Here is a 14,111-nt window from a genome sequence, read left to right as displayed (position 1 = left end):
CCCTCTGCCATTTCACGGTGCCCTTTATGAAACTCCAACGCGGTATCGCGGTAAGGCGGATGGTGCGACGCGTATCCCAGTGCCTGCTTGTCGTGTTCGCGTGCGTGATCACGCAGATGCAGCTGGCGGTGGCCCAGCCATTCGCCGGATCATCGCATCCGCCGGTCGGGAGCGGCTTTCCTGCCACATTGACCATCGGCGTTCTAGCTAACGGATGGATGCCTTTAGACGGGCTTCAGGATGGTCAGCTAACCGGCTTGAGCGCCGACTATCTGCGTGCGCTCGTTGGACCGAGCGTCGTGATCGAATCCAAAGCGTTTCCTGACATGCCGCAGCTACTGGCCGCGGCCTGCGCTGGCAACGTCGATCTGGTCATGAGCGTCGCACGCACGCCCGAGCGGGAACGGTGCTTGAGCTTTACCGCGCCGTATTTTCGGGCGTCCGCATCGGTGGCGGTCCGCCGCGACGGCGACGTGTACCCGAGCGCCGCTCAGCTTGCCGGCGCACGCCTCGCGATAGAGAAAGGATTTGCGTTGGAACGCTCGTTGCGCGAGCGCTTTCCACACGCCCAGCTCGAAACCTTCGCAAATACACACGCGGCGTTGCAGGCAGTCGCGCAAGGCGATGCCGACGCCTATCTCGGCTTTACGCCCACCGTTCAATACGCACTGGGCAGCGAGGAATTCCGCGGACTGCGAGTCGCTTTCGAGGAGCGCGGCAGAACCGCCGACTTGCGCTTTGCCGTGCCGCGCAACCGGGTGGCGCTGCGTGACCAGCTCGACCGCGCGCTCGCTTCAATGAATCCGGCCGACGATACGGCGATCCGCATGCGCTGGCTATCTAGCAGCTTCGACGCGCAAGCTGCATCCGTTGCGCGGCGCCTCGTGCTGACACCGGAAGAACAAGCGTGGCTCCGTTCGCTGCCACCCTTGCAGGTGGGTTTCGATAACGGTTGGGCGCCTTTCAGTTATGTCGACGAGTCTGGCCATCCGGCTGGCATTACCGCTGAATATCTGGACTACTTGAGTCGTGCGCTGGGTGTCGTGTTCAACCGCGCCTACACGTCCGATTGGCCCGCAACGATCGATGCTTTCCAGCATGGCGATCTGGCGATTCTGGCCACCGCCTCCAGCAACGATCCGCGTCTGAAGAACGCGCTGCACACCCGTGCATACGAAAGCTATCCGCTTGTGATCGTCGGACGTGAAGACGAACCAGCCGCACGCGCGCTCAATGATTTCGCCTCGCGGCGCATCGTCGTCTCGTCGCATATCGCCGGCTCGATTTCGCTCGCGATCGACAAAATTCCGGCCGCCAACATCACTGTTGCGCCCAGTCTGGATGACGCTCTCAAGATGGTCGAGAGCGGCCAGGCAGACGTGCTGGTCGGCAACGTAGCCGCCGTCGATACCATGCTCAAGCAACGGTACGCCGGTGTGCTCAAGATCCTCGGCACAGTCGGCGGATCCGACGCGATTGGTTTCGCGGTGCGCCCTGATCTGAGCCCGCTCGCGGGTTTGATCGACCGTGCGTTGCTGGCTATGCCGCCGGCCGAAAGGCAGCGCATCCGCCAGAAGTGGGTGACCGGCAACACGGGAGAGCAGGGAACATGGAGCGTTACTGCGGTGCGCCTTCTGCCGTTGCTGATCGGCATCGGTCTCGTATTGCTGGTCACGTTGCGCGCATATCTGCTGCTACAGCGTGAAGTCAGGCGGCGCAAACAGACCGAACGCGAGTTGGCTTTGCAACTGAATTTTCAGGAAACCATGATGGAGATGGTGCCCTATCCGCTCGTCGCGAAAGATCTGGATGGGCGCTATATCGCGATCAACCGGGCGTACGAAGAAGCGTGCGGTTTGCGCCGCGAAGCAGTGATCGGGCGCACGGCCGTAGAGGTTCAGACATGGGGCGAAGCCAACGGCCGCGTTCTGGATGAACTTACACGCGAGATGCTGATAGGCGGCGAGCCCGCACAGGCGGAACTCCAGTTTGAACGCGGCACGGGCGACCTGCGTCATGGGCTGTTCTGGACGCGCATCGTTCAAGGCGCTGACGGCAAGCCGAGTTGCGTGCTCGGAACGATGGTCGACATTACCGATATCCGGCGTGCTGAAATGCTCGCGCGCGAAACCGAGCGGCGTCTGTTCGACGTCACGCGTTCGTTGCCGGCCGTGGTGTTTCAACTGCGCCGCAGTGCAGACGGAGCGTATTCGTTTCCTTATGTCGGCGGCGACACACGACATTTGCTGGGCAGCAATGGCGCTTCGCTGATGAGCCACGATGAGATCGATTTTCAGCGCATCTGCGAAGCGGACCGGCCTTTCGTGTTGAGCGAACTGGAGCGGTCGGCTCGTTGCGAAACGCCGGTGCATATGGAGTTTCGTTTCGAAGGCGAGCATGACCTCAAGTGGGCGCGAGCGGAGTTGGTGCCGCGCCGTGAGCGGGACGGCGGTGTTGTGTGGAGCGGCTACTGGGTAGACGCGAGTGTCGAGCATGCACGCTCCGAGGAACTCGCGCGCGCGCGTGACGTGGCCGAAGCGGCCTCGCGCGCTAAAGACGATTTTCTCGCGATGATGAGCCACGAGATTCGTACGCCGATGAACGGCGTGCTCGGCCTTGTCGAAGTGTTGGAACGCACGCCGCTCAACGCGGATCAGGGTGAAATGCTGAGCATGATCCACGAGTCGGCGGGCGCGCTGCTGCAGATTCTGGACGACCTCCTCGACTACTCGAAAATTGACGCAGGCCGGCTGACTATCGAGGCAGAACCCATCGACCTGCGCGAGTTGGTCGATAACGCCGTCGGTTTGCTCGCGGGCCGTGCCCATGAAAAGGGCCTGAAGGTACGCGTGGATATCGCGCCCGAAGTTGCGGCTACGCTACGTGGCGACAGCGTGCGATTGCGGCAAATTCTGTTCAATCTGCTCGGCAACGCCATCAAGTTCACGCCGGAAGGCGAGGTCGACGTGGAGGTTGCGGTCGTCGACCAGACTAGCGACGTTCAGACGCTCGAGATGACCGTCAAGGACACGGGCATCGGCATCGCGCCGGAGGCGCAGGCGCGGCTGTTCGAGCCGTTCGTGCAGGCGGAATCGTCTACTACCCGCCGCTTCGGCGGTACCGGTCTGGGCCTGACGATCTGCCGCAAGCTGATCGACCTGATGAACGGCGCGCTCGAATTGCATAGCGAACCTGGGGTCGGTACGCGCATGAAAGTGCGTCTTGCCATGCCTGTGGAATCGCAGCGCTATTCCGTGAATGGCTTGCGCGGCAAGCGCGGCATCGTAGCGACGGGTGACACACGGGTCGCGCAGGCGCTGATGCATTTCGGTCAGGCTCTCGGACTCGAGTTGCACCGCGTGTCGCCCGATCCGGCCGAACTCGGCGATCCCGCAGTTTTTGAGGACGTGGATATGATATTCGTGAGTGAAGAGGTGATACTGCCTGCAAGCGTCGGGTCCGGCTCGCGGATCATCTGCCTGACCGAGAAACCGAAGCCGACCGGCTACCGCATCCTCGACAACAACGTGCGTGTCAGTATCAACCCGATCTCCTGGCGCGGCCTCGGCGCGGCGTGCGCCGCGGCGATGACGGGGCTGCCTTCGGTGGCGCGGCGTTCCGCCGGCATGCCGCGCATGGCTGACGGCGCCAACGTGCCGCCGGACCGTGAACGGGCAATTGCCGGCGGGCGGCTGATCCTGGTTGCGGAAGATCATCCGGTAAATCAGGAGTTGATCCGTCATCAACTGGCCTTGCTTGGTTTTGCCTGCGACGTGACGAACGACGGCGTCGAGGCACTGGCCGCGCTCGAGCAAACCAGCTATGGATGTCTGATCACAGACTGTCACATGCCGAACTTGTCCGGCTACGAGTTGGCGCGGCGCATCCGGGAGCAGGAGCAGGGCGGCGCGCACCATCTGCCGATTCTGGGTATTACCGCAAACACCGCGCCGGAAGACCTGAAGCTATGTCGCGATGCGGGCATGGATGACTGCCTTGTCAAACCGACGCGGCTCGCTACGTTGCGCGACTACCTGAGTCGTTGGTTCGGCACCGACAGCGCATGGCAAGCCGCACCCGCTGAGACTGTCGCTGCGCCGCCGGCTTCCGAGCCGGATGCTCGCGACGGCCCCGATCCGTTCGTCCCGGTCGACCTGAGTCACATGACGCAGTTGTGGGGGAGCGAATCGACCGTTAAGGCATTGCTCGATTCGTTCGTTTCTTCGGTGCGCGAAGATGTGCAGGCATTGTCGCCGTTGCTCGAGCGCGTCGAGGTCGAGCGTCTGCGTGAGTGGCATCATCGCGTGGCAGGGGCGGCGAGCGTGCTGCAATATCCTCCGCTGCTCAACGCCTTGGAGGACTATCGCCGGGACATCACCGCCAAGACGCCGGAACGTTTGCGTAGTGACGGGTTGGTGTTGGCGCGTAAGTGCAATGCGATGCTGGATGGAATCGAGGAGCAGGCCGCATTGCTCGCATGACGCATGCTTCGCGCAACAGCGATGTGGGGCTGTAGCACATCGCTTCGTCGATCGAATTGGTGCGCGCCCGCAAAGGGGTTCAAGCGGGAAATCGAGAGGACGAAAAAAAACGCGGCCGAAGCCGCGTTAAAGATTTGGAGACATCCCTCGATGAAGGAGTCACTTCTCGCAAGGCAAAGCATAACTGAGCTTACGCAAAAGATTCATTGCGAAATGCGCAATTAACTGTTTGAAAAACTTGATGAAAGCGTTGACAGTGCGCCGTCGGCCAGCAAGAACCAGTATGTCTTTACGTTGGGTATCCGTCACCACTTCTAAAGCGCTACCGCTTAAAGCGTTACGGTGAGCAGAAAAAGCACCGCACTCGCGGTGCTTTTTTGTTGGTGCGCATACGGCGAAGGCGGCCGTGTCATATGGCCCCTGACGCAAACGGGCTCGACGGATTTGCACTAGTATGTGGTTGCTTCGCACGTGGCCGAAATTTCGGCGCGGCGGTGCATCAAAGTCCGGAGAAGACCATGATTGCGCTTCGAAAACTGAATTTTGCCGTAGTGATGTGGGCGTTGGCGTCGGGCGTCGCCTTTGCGGATACGGTAGCGTTGAAGGCCGATCTCGAACCGTCGAGCGAAGTGCCGCCGCGCGTGAGTCACGGCCACGGCATGTTGAACGCCACGTTCGACACGTCAACCAAATCCCTCCAATGGACTGTCACTTATGACGGGCTGAGCGGCCCGGCAACCGCGGCGCACTTCCACGGCCCCGCGCCGGTCGGGCAGAACGCCAAGGTCCAGGTGCCGATCGGAAAGGACGCGCTCGCAAGCCCGATCAAAGGATCGGCGGCGCTCACGGAACAACAGGTGACGGATCTGATGGCGGGGCAGTGGTACTTCAACGTCCATACTGCGCAGAACCCGACGGGTGAGATTCGCGGGCAGGTTTTGCCGGCCAACTAAGCTGGAGGAAAGCCTTGTTCGGTGACATAAGCGCTTTTCAGGATTAGAAGTTCTCGTCCACCGACGCGGTGGAGAACGCACGTACCATGACGGGACACTATCGAAGGAGCGTGTCCTGATGAGCTGGCAAAGTGCACTCGCGTGCTGGTATCTGCGTAGGCAGTTTCGACCGCAAACCTTAAAACCAGGCATTAACGTTGAGAAAGCGCGTGCATTGACGGCCAAACGAGCCTGGTCGCCTCGTGTGCCTGGTGGCTGGCATCTGCGCGAAATGTATGGACCGGCCGATCAACCTCTGCGCGGAGAGTGGATCGAGCGGGTCGACGGCACGCAGCACGTCGACACCGGCCCAACCGTTCTCTATTGCCACGGCGGCGGCTACTACTTCTGTTCGCCGCGTACACATCGCTCGCTGGTGTACGGTCTGGCGACGCGCGCCAATACACCGATTTTTTCACTCGACTACCGTCTCGCGCCCGAGCATCGCTTTCCGGCCGCGCTCGACGATGCGACCGCCGCCTACCGCCGCCTGGTCGCGGACGGCACGCCCCCCGAGTCGATCGTCATTGCGGGCGATTCAGCGGGCGGCGGCCTTGCGCTGGCCACGCTGGTCGCTCTGCGCGACGCCGGCGATCCCTTGCCGGCGGGCTGTCTGCTGTTCTCGCCATGGACCGATCTGGCCGCTGCCGGCGCTACCATCCGCACCAACGACGGTCTCGATCCGATGTTCAGCGGCCCAGCCATCGCGCGTGCCGCCAAGGTTTATCTCGGCGACACGTCTGCCACACATCCCTACGCTTCGCCGGTTTATGCCGACCTGCACGGCTTGCCACCGCTCTTCATCATGGCGGGCAGCACCGAAGTATTGCTCGACGACTCGCAGCGTGTCGCCGACAAGGCACGCGCAGCGGGCGTCGACTGCGAACTCGAGGTGTGGAAGAAGATGCCGCACGTCTGGCCGCTGTTCTCTCCGTTCATTCCCGAAGCGAACCGCGCGCTCGATCGCGCCGCTGCTTTCGTGCGGCGTGTGACGAGCGGCGCGGCGCGGGACGTTCAGCCGTCCAGTGTCACATCCATTGCCTGATAGGCCGCCTCGACCGTTTCCTGGCCGTATTGCCGCTCCAGGCGCCGCACGGTGAAGTGACCGTGCGCGACCTGCTGGAAGTGGTCGATGAATACCGTATTGACCATCGCGCCGAGCACCGCGCCGATCGCCGGAATCGATTTGGCGGCGATCTGCTCGCTCACCTGCACTGAAAAGCGCGCGGCAATTGTGTTGAGCAGGCGCAGCAATGCCGCGGAGCCGTGCGCGCTGAAGCCCTTCGTCGCGATTTCGGATGAAGCCTTCGATACCGCCTGCGCCAGCGCGCCGCGCATGATGAAGTAGCCGAAGTCGGCGTCGTCGTCGGCTTTCGAGGTGCCGCCCATGCCTAGCACCGTCAGGCATTGCAATTGCGCGTCGATCGACGTCAGATCCTCGCCCTCGCTGCGCGCAATGTCGCAGATCGAGCGGAACATCAGCGTGGTCGTGACCGGCAGCTCGACGGGCAGCGCGAACAGACCGAATGCGCCGCCGGCCGCGCCGGTGGTCGCCACGGCGAATTTGTGCAGCAGGTTGCTCGGCTTGTCGGGCACGATCAGGGGCGAGGCGCCGGCCTGCCGACCGAGCGTGCGCAGCGCGATCGACAGGCACTTGCGCAACGCCAGTTCCGTCGCATCCGTGACCTTTTCGTTAGCAAAAGCCGGCATACGCGAGAGCAGCTTTTCGAGCGGCGAGCCGACGATGCTGGCCAGTTTCATCGCCAGCGCGGGGCTCTCCAGTTCGTGTTTCGCGCGTCTGAGCGCGCTCAGGTCTTCGTCCGGTAACGATTGTGCTGCGAGCGAACTCGGCTCCATGTGCCTCCCTGGCGTCATGTTGTCCATTCTTCAGTCGATTGCCGACGCGGTGAACCGCGTCAGCGGGTTCCAGCTTAGAGCATCACCTCGTGGTATGATTCACTATTGTTTGACGAGTCAACTGTTGCGCTATCAAAAATGGCTGTCCATACCGCGGCCCACCACTCGAGTGGGCAAGTTTTACCTTTCCGTGAATCGCTACTGGCGATGCTCGGCGTTTCCTTCGTTTCGATGCTGGTCGCTCTGGACCAGACCGTAGTCGGCACCGCGTTGCCCACCATCGTCGCGGAACTGAAGGGTTTCGAGCTCTACGCGTGGGTCGCCACGTTGTATCTGCTGACCTCGGTGATCACCGTGCCGATTTTCGGCCGCCTCGGCGATTACTATGGGCGCAAGCCATTCGTGATCGCATCGATCGTCGTATTTACGGCGGCCTCGGTGCTGTGCGGCGCCGCCAACAACATGCTGTTCCTCGTGCTCGCGCGCGGCCTGCAGGGTATCGGCGGCGGCATGCTGGTCGGCACCGCCTTCGCGTGCATTCCTGACCTCTTCCCCGACTCGGTCGTGCGCCTGCGCTGGCAGGTGCTGATGAGTTCGGCGTTCGGGATTGCGAACGCGGTGGGTCCATCGCTCGGCGGTTTTCTCACGCAGTACTACGGCTGGCGTTCGGTGTTCTATGTGAATTTGCCGGTCGGCTTGCTGTCGCTGTTTTTTGTCTGGCGCTTCCTGCCGCATCTCCGGCACATCGAGCACGAAGGCAAGATGCGGCTGGATTGGCCTGGCGCGCTACTAATCGCGGTGGCGCTCGGCTCGCTGCAACTGTTCGTCGAGTTGCTGCCGAAGCACGGCGTTACCCTGAGCGTGTTCGCGCTGCTCGCCCTGAGCGTCGCCTCAGCATACGTGCTGTGGCAGTGGGAAAAGCGCTGCCCGACGGCAATTCTGCCGGTGGACATGTTTCGTAATCGCAGTCTGGCGGCGCTCTTCACGCTCGCCGTGCTGGGCGGCTTCACGATGTTTTCGCTGCTGTTCTACGCCCCGTTGCTGTTCCAGGGCGGCTTCGGGATGTCGCCCAAAGAAGCAGGGCTCGTCATTACGCCGCTCGTCGTGTTCATCACGATCGGCAGTATCACCAATGGCCGCATCGTCTCGCGCGTGCGCAATCCGAATTTGATGCTGTATATCGGCTTCGCGCTGGTGGCGCTGGCGTGCCTTGGCGTGGTCGTCGCAACGCGCTCCATGCCGCAATGGATGCTGATGTCGTTCATGGTGCTCGGCGGCCTCGGTCTCGGTTTCGTGATGCCAAATCTGACGATCTTCGCGCAGCAGACAGCAGGCCGCGAACACCTCGGGATTGCCACCGCGCTGCTGCAGTCGCTGCGGATGATCGGCGGGATGATCGGCACCGCGCTTACCGGCACGCTGATCAGCCATATGTACGCGAGCGGCGTGCGCAGTGCGCTGGAAAACGATCACGCGTCGCAATGGTTCTCCGATCTCGGCGACCCGCAAATCCTGATCAATCGCGACGCGCAAACCATTTTGCTCAGTCAGCTGACGCATGCGGGCCACAACGGCGCGATGCTGCTTGAAAGCGCGCGCGAAGCGCTCGTTGCGGCCATTCATCTGGGTCTTGCGCTGGCTGCAGTTATCGCCGTGATATCCGTGTGGCAAAGCCGCCGTGTGCCGCCGATCAAGCTCCAGCGCAAGCTCGAGCCGGTGATTCACGCGGATTGATTTTTTTTAGCCTTACCGTTTTACTGACAGATCATGGAAGAACAGGACCGCGTCGCCGTCATGCAGCAATTCGGCCGCACTTATCGGGCGTTCATGTCGGCGTTCGAGGCGCAGGTGGGACACCCGTTGCCGCGCTGGCGCATTCTGCTCGCGTTGCATGAGCAGGCCGGCGAGTCGTCGCAGAAGCGGCTGGTCGAGCGCTTGCGCGTCGATCCGGGTGCGCTCACCCGGCAGTTGAAAACGCTCGAGGGTTTGGGCTGGATTGCCCGCAGCATGGATACACGCGATAACCGCGTGACCAATGTCCGTTTGACCGAAGCGGGGCAGTCGGCGACCGAAGCCAGCTTGCCGCGTCGCAAGGCATTTTTGAACGACACCATGGCGGCATTGCCGGACGATGCGCTAGCCGCGCTATCGGGGGCCTTGAAGATGCTGGAAGCGCGAATCAGTGAAGTGACGGCGACGGCTCATGCAGCGGGCGCGGACGCTGACGCTCTTCCGCAAGTGCCCGATGCGGCGGCCAGTGAATCGGCGCGTTAGGCCTGACAGAGAAAAGTTTGGCCGATTCGGCGCCGCGGCCGCCGCGAACGACACGGCCGGCGCCGACATTCTGAGTGTCTTCAACGGCGCGCCGCACTTTGGTGAAGCGCGCCGTTTACATCAATATCAGAAGTACGTTTCGATGACTTCAGTGACGCGATACGACGGATCGACCACCAACACCTGACGCCACTTGTCGAACGTCAGGCAGGGATGCGAGATGTCGAACGCGATCATGTCGCCCACCTTCAGGTCGGCGCCCGCGGGGATCCGCAGATACGCGTGCTGATCCATCAAGCCGAAAATCTCCCAGCCTTCGCTCGCGGCGATATCGCGCGGCGCTTCGTTGCCTGGACGATAGTGGCGTGCCGGTTCCGGCATGCCCGCGTCGAAAGCGGAGTCGCGTTTACCCAGACCGATGATCGCGCGATCCGGCTCCGGAATCGATTGCACATACGCCCACAGCTGCAGCGCCGGCAACAGGCCCTCGCCCATTTTCTTCGCGACCGGATTGCGCGCGAAGATGTCGGTTTGCGCCTTGCGGTAGACGCCGACGTCATGCGTCAGATAGCAGCCGGGCCGCAGCACGACTTCGACCTTGCCGGTTTCCGAGGCCTTCACGAATTCTTCCGCGACCACGTCGTACCACGCCGAGCCGGCGCCAGAGAGAACGGCCGGTGTGCGAGCAAAACGTCCTTCATCGACAAGCGCGCGCGTCACAGCGACGGCGCTCTGCAGGAACTCGCGCACTTCGTGTTCTTCTTTCAGCACGCCTTCATACAATTCGACGCCCGCGAGCTTCAGCACATCCGGATAGCGCGCGATCGCATCGAGCACCGCGTTGCGCTGCGCTTCGTCGCGCACGCCGGTGCGGCCGCCTGCCACGCCGAGTTCAAGCAATACTTGCAGCGGTTTGCGTACCGACGTGAAAAACTCGCCCAACTGTTCGACGCCTTCAACCGAATCGACGAGGCAGAAGAATTCGAAATCAGGGTCGCTCAGCAACTCGGCGACCATCATCATATTGTGGCGGCCAACCAGCTGGTTGGCCATCAGGATCCGCGAAACACCGCCGTGATACGCCGCGCGCACCTGATGTGCGGTGGCGAGCGTGATGCCCCATGCGCCGGTTTCGAGTTGACGGCGAAACAGCTGTGGCGCCATGGTGGTTTTGCCGTGCGGTGCTAGCTTGACGCCGTATTCCGCGACGAACGCCTGCATCCACTTCAGGTTATGTTCCACACGATCCGCGTACAGCACGGCGGCGGGCAGACTCACGTCTTCGTTCAGCAGGTTCCACTCGAGGCGCGCGGCATCCGTGAGTTGGATGCTGGTGCCTGGAACCATGCCCAAGCCCTTGCTATAAGGATCAATCGTTGCGCCCTGATAGTTTGTAACTTTCATGTCTCCCTGCTCCATCGTCCAGTTAAATCGAATCAAAGTTGACTTTACTATGTTACAGAAAGTACGATGGTTGAAGAAATGTTATTTAGTACCACAGCTTGCCGGAGGCTTTTTGTAAGCCTTCGCGAGGCACCCCACCGTCTGCAATGAACTCAACTGCCGAACCGCTGGCTTTCGATATCGTCGCGCGCATCGCCGAGTGTGCGCCGGAACTGCGTTCGGCCGAGCGTAAGGTTGCGGCACTGATTCTCGACGATCTGACCGGCGCATCGCGCGCCAGCATTGGCGCACTCGCCCAGCAGGCAGAGGTGAGCGTCGCGACCGTGACGCGCTTCGCCAAGGCGGTCGGTTGCCGCGATGTGCGGGAGCTCAAGCTGCGGCTGGCGCAGGCGGCTGCCGTCGGGCAGCGCTTCCTTCAAGCAGGCGGACCCACCGACGCGCCGGAGCCCATCGCTACTCGCGTGTTCGACGAACTGCAGACCGCGCTTGCCCATAACCACCAGCTGCTGCGCCAGGCACCTTTAGACGAAGCGGCGGCCGCGTTGCGCGCCGCGCGAATGATCTATGTATTCGGCATGGGGGGCGGTTCGACCGCATTGGCCGACGAAATGCGCTTTCGGCTCGTGCGACTCGGCCGGCCGGTCGCGACCTATCAGGACGGTCTGTTGCAGCGCATGGTGGCGAGCACCGTATCGCGCGAGTGCGTCGTGATCGCGCTGTCCACTACTGGGCGCGTGCCCGAGATGGTCGAGAACTGCAAGATCGCGCGCAGCTACGGGGCGACCGTGATCGCCCTGACCGCGCCGGCTTCGCCTTTAGCCAAACTGGCTGATTGGGTGATTCCGATCGTCGCCTTTGAAACCGATTTCATTTACAAGCCGTCGTCGTCGCGCTACGCGATGATGATGGCGCTCGATGTGCTCGTCACCGAACTTGCCGTCAGTCAGGGCGACGAGAGCCGGGAATTGCTGCGCCGCATGAAGCACGCGCTCGACGCGCATCGTGGCGGTGGCGATCGACAACCGTTAGGAGACTGATCCATGCATTCGCATCCCGAAGCCGCCGATACGCTGATCGTCGGCGCGCAACTGTACGACGGCACGGGCGCACCGCCGGTCGAACGCGACGTCGCGATCCGTGACGGCCACATCGCCGCGATCGGCAATCTGTCGAACTGGCTCGCCGAAGAGGTGATCGAGGCCAATGGACGTGCGTTGGCGCCGGGCTTCATCGACGTTCATACGCATGACGACACGCACGTGATCCGCTCGCCGCAAATGCTGCCGAAGATCACTCAGGGCGTGACGACGGTGATCGTCGGCAATTGCGGGATCAGTGCGTCGCCGGTTTCGCTCAAGGGCGATCCACCTGATCCGATGAACCTGCTCGGCGAACGCGACGCGTTCCAGTACCCGACTTTCGCTGCGTACGTCGAAGCGGTGAACGCCGCGCGTCCGGCAGTGAATGTCGGCGCACTGATTGGACACACGGCGTTGCGCAGCAATCAGATGGACCGGCTCGATCGTGCGGCGACTGCGGCGGAAATCGACGGCATGCGCGCGCAACTCGAAGAGGCGTTGTCGAACGGCGCGTTGGGTTTGAGTTCGGGGCTTGCGTACGGCTCCGCCTTTTCCGCGCCGACTGAAGAAGTGATGGCGCTGGCCGAGCCGCTTGCCGCCGCAGGCGCGCTTTACACGACGCACATGCGCACCGAGTTCGACGCGATTCTCGACGCGATGGACGAAGCCTATCGGGTGGGCCGTCACGCGCATGTGCCGGTGGTGATTTCGCATCTGAAGTGCGCGGGGCCGTCGAACTGGGGGCGCAGTGTTGAGGTGCTGAAGTCGCTGGAAGGCGCGCGTCGTTTGCAGCCGATCGGCTGCGACTGCTATCCGTACAACCGCAGTTCATCGACGCTCGATGTGAAGCAGGTGACGGGCGACATCGACATCACGATCACGTGGTCCGAGCCGCATCCCGAGATGGCGGGCAAGCTGATCAAGGATATTGCCGCCGAGTGGAGCGTCACGCAGCAGGAGGCCGGCAAGCGTTTGCAGCCGGCGGGCGCGGTGTATCACAACATGTCCGAGGACGACGTGCGGCGCATTCTGTCGCATCCCGCGACGATGGTCGGCTCAGATGGTTTGCCGAACGATCCGCTGCCGCATCCGCGTTTGTGGGGCGCGTTTCCGCGCGTGCTCGGCCACTACGCGCGCGATGCGAAATTGTTGCCGCTCGAAGAGGCGGTGCGCAAGATGACCAGCTTGTCGGCGCGCCGGTTTGGGTTGGCGCAGCGCGGCGAGGTGCAGATCGGTTATCACGCGGATCTGGTGTTGTTCGACCCGGCCAGGGTGCGCGACGCGGCGACGTTCGAAAAGCCGCAGCAGCCCGCGGACGGCATCGACGCGGTGTGGGTGAATGGTGTGTTGTCTTACCGCGATGGCGCAGTGACCGGCGAGCGGGCAGGGCATTTTGTGGCGCGCGGCGCGGCGTCGAAGGGTGACGCGCACGGCGCGTTTTGATTTTTTTGTTTTCTGATTGATGTGGCAAGCGGTTGTGGCATTGCTCGCGCCGCGTGCCGGACTTTTTAGGGAGTTGGATGATGAAGCGATATGGTGTTGAAGGCGGCAAGGGTACGGGTGGTCAACATATGCCCTTTGCGCGGGCAGTCGAAGCGGATGGCTGGTTATTCGTTTCCGGGCAGACGCCGATGGAAAACGGCGAAGTGATCAACGGCGGGATTGTTGAGCAATCGCACAAGGCGATTCAGAACGTGTTCGCTATCCTGAAGGAAGCGGGGTACGGGGCGGAGCATGTTGTCCGCTGCGGTGTGTGGCTGGATGATCCGCGTGACTTCGCTTCGTTTAACAAGGTGTTTCGGGAGTACTTTGGCGAGAATCCGCCGGCGCGGGCTTGTGTGGTTTCTTCGATGGTGATTGATTGCCGGGTTGAGGTTGATTGCGTGGCTTATAAGAAGCCTTCGGCTTAAAGGGGTTTTTTTCGCCGTGGGCGGTGGCTAGGTTTTTTGTCTGTATGCCTGCGGCGTTGGGCTTTTTCTGACTTGTTTGCCTGCGCGGCGCTTGTTTGTCTGTTGGCCTGTGGC

The 14,111-nt window shown here is 62.1% G+C and carries 10 protein-coding genes; 8 read left to right on the top strand and 2 right to left on the bottom strand.

The genetic code is table 11. From position 1 onward, the window contains the following. Window positions 1-26 precede the first annotated feature (26 nt). The 3 genes from PQQ52_RS18105 (at window position 27) to PQQ52_RS18095 (ending at window position 6,518) form a co-directional block, all read left to right on the top strand. Complete coding sequence (locus PQQ52_RS18105) at window positions 27-4,481, top strand: ATP-binding protein (protein WP_408213967.1); 4,455 nt, start codon at window positions 27-29, stop codon at window positions 4,479-4,481. A gap of 518 nt (window positions 4,482-4,999) precedes the next feature. Next, complete coding sequence (locus PQQ52_RS18100) at window positions 5,000-5,434, top strand: CHRD domain-containing protein (protein ID WP_408213964.1); 435 nt, start codon at window positions 5,000-5,002, stop codon at window positions 5,432-5,434. A gap of 118 nt (window positions 5,435-5,552) precedes the next feature. Further along, window positions 5,553-6,518 (top strand): alpha/beta hydrolase, encoded by a 966-nt coding sequence (locus PQQ52_RS18095; protein WP_408213961.1) that lies wholly within the window; start codon window positions 5,553-5,555, stop codon window positions 6,516-6,518. On the opposite strand, the gene PQQ52_RS18090 is transcribed toward PQQ52_RS18095, so the two are convergent. Continuing rightward, window positions 6,488-7,330, bottom strand: a complete 843-nt coding sequence (locus tag PQQ52_RS18090; protein ID WP_408213959.1) for an EcsC family protein — start codon at window positions 7,328-7,330, stop codon at window positions 6,488-6,490. The two genes, PQQ52_RS18095 and PQQ52_RS18090, sit on opposite strands and share 31 nt — an antisense overlap. 138 nt (window positions 7,331-7,468) lie before the next feature. Between PQQ52_RS18090 and PQQ52_RS18085 the strand changes: the two genes are divergently transcribed. Both PQQ52_RS18085 and PQQ52_RS18080 read left to right on the top strand, forming a co-directional pair. Next, window positions 7,469-9,064, top strand: a complete 1,596-nt coding sequence (locus PQQ52_RS18085) for an MDR family MFS transporter (RefSeq protein ID WP_408213956.1) — start codon at window positions 7,469-7,471, stop codon at window positions 9,062-9,064. 33 nt (window positions 9,065-9,097) lie between these two features. After that, window positions 9,098-9,604 (top strand): MarR family winged helix-turn-helix transcriptional regulator, encoded by a 507-nt coding sequence (locus tag PQQ52_RS18080; protein ID WP_408213954.1) that lies wholly within the window; start codon window positions 9,098-9,100, stop codon window positions 9,602-9,604. 126 nt (window positions 9,605-9,730) lie between these two features. Here PQQ52_RS18080 and PQQ52_RS18075 read toward each other — a convergent pair whose 3' ends face one another. After that, complete coding sequence (locus tag PQQ52_RS18075) at window positions 9,731-11,008, bottom strand: amino acid deaminase (protein ID WP_408213951.1); 1,278 nt, start codon at window positions 11,006-11,008, stop codon at window positions 9,731-9,733. Window positions 11,009-11,154: 146 nt separating this feature from the next. Here PQQ52_RS18075 and PQQ52_RS18070 point away from each other — a divergent pair, with 146 nt between their 5' ends. The 3 genes from PQQ52_RS18070 (at window position 11,155) to PQQ52_RS18060 (ending at window position 13,997) form a co-directional block, all read left to right on the top strand. Then, window positions 11,155-12,045: a MurR/RpiR family transcriptional regulator gene (locus PQQ52_RS18070; protein WP_121109252.1), complete on the top strand. Its 891-nt coding sequence runs from the start codon at window positions 11,155-11,157 to the stop codon at window positions 12,043-12,045. A 3-nt stretch (window positions 12,046-12,048) separates the two neighbouring features. Further along, the gene (locus PQQ52_RS18065) at window positions 12,049-13,530 is read left to right on the top strand and encodes an N-acyl-D-amino-acid deacylase family protein (protein ID WP_408213948.1); all 1,482 of its coding nucleotides are present in this window, start codon (window positions 12,049-12,051) and stop codon (window positions 13,528-13,530) included. An 80-nt stretch (window positions 13,531-13,610) separates the two neighbouring features. Then, window positions 13,611-13,997: a RidA family protein gene (locus PQQ52_RS18060; protein ID WP_028200605.1), complete on the top strand. Its 387-nt coding sequence runs from the start codon at window positions 13,611-13,613 to the stop codon at window positions 13,995-13,997. Window positions 13,998-14,111: the final 114 nt, after the last annotated feature.

This window comes from Paraburkholderia sediminicola, assembly GCF_046030555.1.
GTDB classification, from domain to species: domain Bacteria; phylum Pseudomonadota; class Gammaproteobacteria; order Burkholderiales; family Burkholderiaceae; genus Paraburkholderia; species Paraburkholderia sediminicola_E.
This window is presented reverse-complemented; position numbering and strand designations above follow the sequence as displayed.